The following is a 3,600-nucleotide window of genomic DNA, read 5'->3' as shown; positions in this document are numbered from 1 at the left end:
AAAGACCAGAGCACGGTCATCGAAGAGGTTAACCAGCAAATCGTGCAAATCAACGATGCCAGCGTGCACAGCAGTGAACGTACCGCACAGCTGACCGGCGTCAGCCAGGAAGTCTCCCGCATGGCCGACAGCCTCCACCAGCTGGTCAGCGACTTCCGACTGCAATAATCAAGTCGCCGGGGCCTGAACACCACAAAGTACTGCCTTTGCGCGAACCGTAACTCACCCATAGTTACGCCTGTTTACCTCGTCACTCGCCCCTCGTCCCTGTGCCGGAGGGGTTCCCTAAGCGGCTGATGTTGATATGATTACCTCATCGAACTTTCTGCGAGGAGCAGCTCATGAGGTCCGCATTGTCCCAATCTGTCCTGATCGTGAGTCTGGTTATCGGTGGGCTTCCCGTGGCCGATGCGGCACAGCTGGACTCCGCAAAAGCGACATTGCAGACCCGGTCCCTGGAACGGGTACTCGATGGCAAAGTCGAGGCGGTGCATGAGGCAACGGTTTCCGCCCAGACCTCAGGGCGCGTGGTCGAGATCAATTACGATGTCGACGATTACGTGGAAAAGGATGCGATATTGCTCCGCTTCCGCGACAAGGATCAGCGGGCACGTTATAACGCGGCCAAGGCCAATTACGATGAAGCCCGCGCCGAATTCGAACGGGTCAAGGATATCTACGAGAAAAAACTGGTGGCCAAGTCGGCGCTCGATAAAGCCGAGGCCCGCCTGAAGTCGACCAAGGCGACTTTCGAGCAGGCCAACGAGGAGCTTGAGAACACCCGGGTTCAGGCTCCCTATAGTGGCATCGTGGTGCGCCGGCATGTGGAGGTCGGTGAGCTGGCCAATGTCGGACAACCGCTTTTCACCGGTATTTCACTGGAGCTTCTGCGGGTTTCGGTGGATATCCCGCAGGATATGGTGCGGGTGGTACGCGAGCGTCAGCAGGCACGGGTGTTACTCGACACCAATGGTCAAACCAGCGTTCCCGGCGAGGCGTTACGCATTTCGCCTTATGCCAATCCGCAAAGTCACACCTTCAATGTGCGGGTGCGCTTGCCCGAGGGCGATCACGGTATTTACCCCGGTATGTTTGCGAAAGTCGCTTTCGTCGTGGATGAGACACAGCGGCTGGTTATCCCGGCCGAGGCGATCGTGCATCGCAGCGAAGTGACCGGTGTCTACGTGCTCGATGAGCAGGAGCAATTGCAGCTGCGCCAGATTCGCATCGGCGAGCGCTTTGCGGACGACATGGTCGAGGTCCTGGCCGGGCTGGAGGAAGGCGAGCGAGTGGCACTGGATCCGATCCGGGCCACGGCGACGTACAAGGAACAGTGGGCAGGTGACGCACAATGAGCGATAAGCTGGGTGTCTCGGGCTCGCTGGCCCGGAAATTCCTGACCTCGGAAATTACCCCGTTACTGGCGTTGCTCGGTTTATTGCTCGGTTTGTTCGCGGTGATGGTGACGCCCCGTGAGGAAGAGCCACAGATCAATGTCACTTTCGCCAATGTCTTTATCGGTTTTCCCGGCGCCTCGGCCAAGGAGGTCGAGGAGCTGGTCAGCACCCCGGCGGAACAGATTCTCTCCGAGCTGGAAGGGCTCAAGCATGTCTATTCGGTCTCGCGCCCCGGCATGTCGACCATTACCGTGCAGTTTAAAGTGGGCGAGGATCGCACCCAGGCGCTTGTGCGCCTGTATAACGCACTGTATTCCAAGCAGGACTGGCTGCCGGCGGGGCTCGGCGTGGCCCAGCCGATCATCAAACCCAAGGGCATCGACGATGTGCCCATCGTCTCCCTGACCCTGTGGAGCGAGGACGACAGTTACAGCGGGGAGGATCTGGGCAAGGTTGCCCATTCGATCGAATCGGAACTCAAGCGCGTCAAGGGCACCCGGGATATTTACACTATCGGCGGACCGGATCAGGTGGTACATGTGCAATTCGATCCCGCCAGCCTGGCCGCCTATGACCTGGCGGTCTCCGATCTGCGTCACGCCCTGCAACAGAGTAATGCTACCCGGCCGGCCGGTTACCTGGTGAATGAGAACCGGGAAATCCCGGTCCAGACCGGCACCTTCCTGAGCAGTGAGGCGGAAGTGAAGGATCTGATCGTCGGGGTGCACGAAGGCAAGCCGGTTTACCTGCGCGATGTGGCCCGCGTTCGACGCGGGCCGGATCAACCCGAACACTATGTGCGCCTGGGCACGGGTCCCTCGGCAACGGACAAGGGGATCGGTGTGCAGGGTGAGTTTCCGGCCGTCACGGTGGCCATTGCCAAGCAGCCGGGGACCAATGCGGTCAATATTGCCAAGGATGTGATCGAGCGGGTGGAGCAGATCAAGGGCATCTTTATTCCCGACGGGGTCAATGTCACCGTGACCCGCAATTACGGCAAGACCGCCAATGACAAGGCGATGACCCTGATCACCAAGCTGGTCTTCGCCACCGCCTCGGTGGTGTTGCTCGTATTACTGGCGCTGGGTTGGCGCGAGGCGTTGATCGTCGGTGCGGCCGTGGTTATCACGCTGGCCATTACCCTGTTCGCTTCCTGGGCCTGGGGCTTTACCCTCAATCGCGTTTCGTTATTCGCGCTGATCTTTTCCATCGGCATTCTGGTCGATGATGCCATCGTGGTGGTGGAGAATATTCACCGGCATATGCAGATGGGCGGCAAGAAACTGCTGGCGGCGATTCCCGTGGCGGTCGATGAGGTCGGCGGACCGACGATTCTGGCGACCTTTACCGTCATCGCCGCGCTGTTACCCATGGCGTTTGTGACCGGCCTGATGGGCCCTTACATGAGCCCGATTCCGATCAATGCCAGTATCGGGATGTTGATCTCCCTGATCATTGCCTTTGTGGTGACGCCGTGGATGGCCAACAAGGTTCTGGGACGTCAGCACGCCACTGCACATGACGCCAGCGAAGATCGGATTACCGAATATCTGCACGGCCTGTTCAAAAAATATCTCGCGCCCTTTATGAATGGGGAGCAGGGCAAGTCGCGGCGCCGTAAACTGTTCTATGTGATCATGGCGCTGATTGTCCTGTCGATCAGTCTGGTCGGGTTCAAGCTGGTGGTGATGAAAATGCTGCCGTTTGATAATAAATCCGAGTTCCAGGTGATCGTGGACATGCCCGAGGGGGTCAGCCTGGAGCGGACCGATCGGGTACTGGGTGAACTGGGCCGTTATCTGGCCGATGTGCCCGAGGTGACGGATTACCAGATGTATGCCGGCAATGCCTCGCCGATCAATTTCAACGGTCTGGTACGCCAGTATTATCTGCGCGAAGGGGCCAATGTCGGGGACATTCAGGTCAATCTGGTCGACAAGGATGAACGGGATCGCAAAAGCCATGAGATTGCCCTGGCGGTGCGCGGTCCCTTGCAGGAGATCGGACGGCGCTATGACGCCAACGTGAAGGTGGTGGAGGTGCCGCCCGGCCCGCCGGTGATGTCGCCGCTGGTGGCGGAGGTCTATGGGCTGGATTACGAAGGCCAGATCCGCGTCGCCAAGCAGATCCGCGAGGTGATTGAACAGACGCCGGATGTGGTCGATGTGGATGACAGTATCGAGGTGCAGTCGCCCAAATATAT

2 protein-coding genes are annotated in these 3,600 nt (G+C 59.0%); both read left to right on the top strand.

The features are described from left to right. Positions 1-341 precede the first annotated feature (341 nt). Positions 342-1,355, top strand: a complete 1,014-nt coding sequence (locus RI563_RS04165) for an efflux RND transporter periplasmic adaptor subunit (protein WP_411293564.1) — start codon at positions 342-344, stop codon at positions 1,353-1,355. Further along, positions 1,352-3,600: efflux RND transporter permease subunit (locus RI563_RS04160; RefSeq protein WP_310693089.1), on the top strand; the 2,249-nt coding region annotated here is incomplete at its 3' end. The genes RI563_RS04165 and RI563_RS04160, both read left to right, overlap by 4 nt.

The organism is Thiohalophilus sp., assembly GCF_031581315.1.
GTDB lineage: Bacteria > Pseudomonadota > Gammaproteobacteria > UBA6429 > Thiohalophilaceae > Thiohalophilus.
The sequence above is the reverse complement of the archived record's forward strand: the minus strand, read 5'-3'. Positions and strand labels throughout refer to the sequence as shown.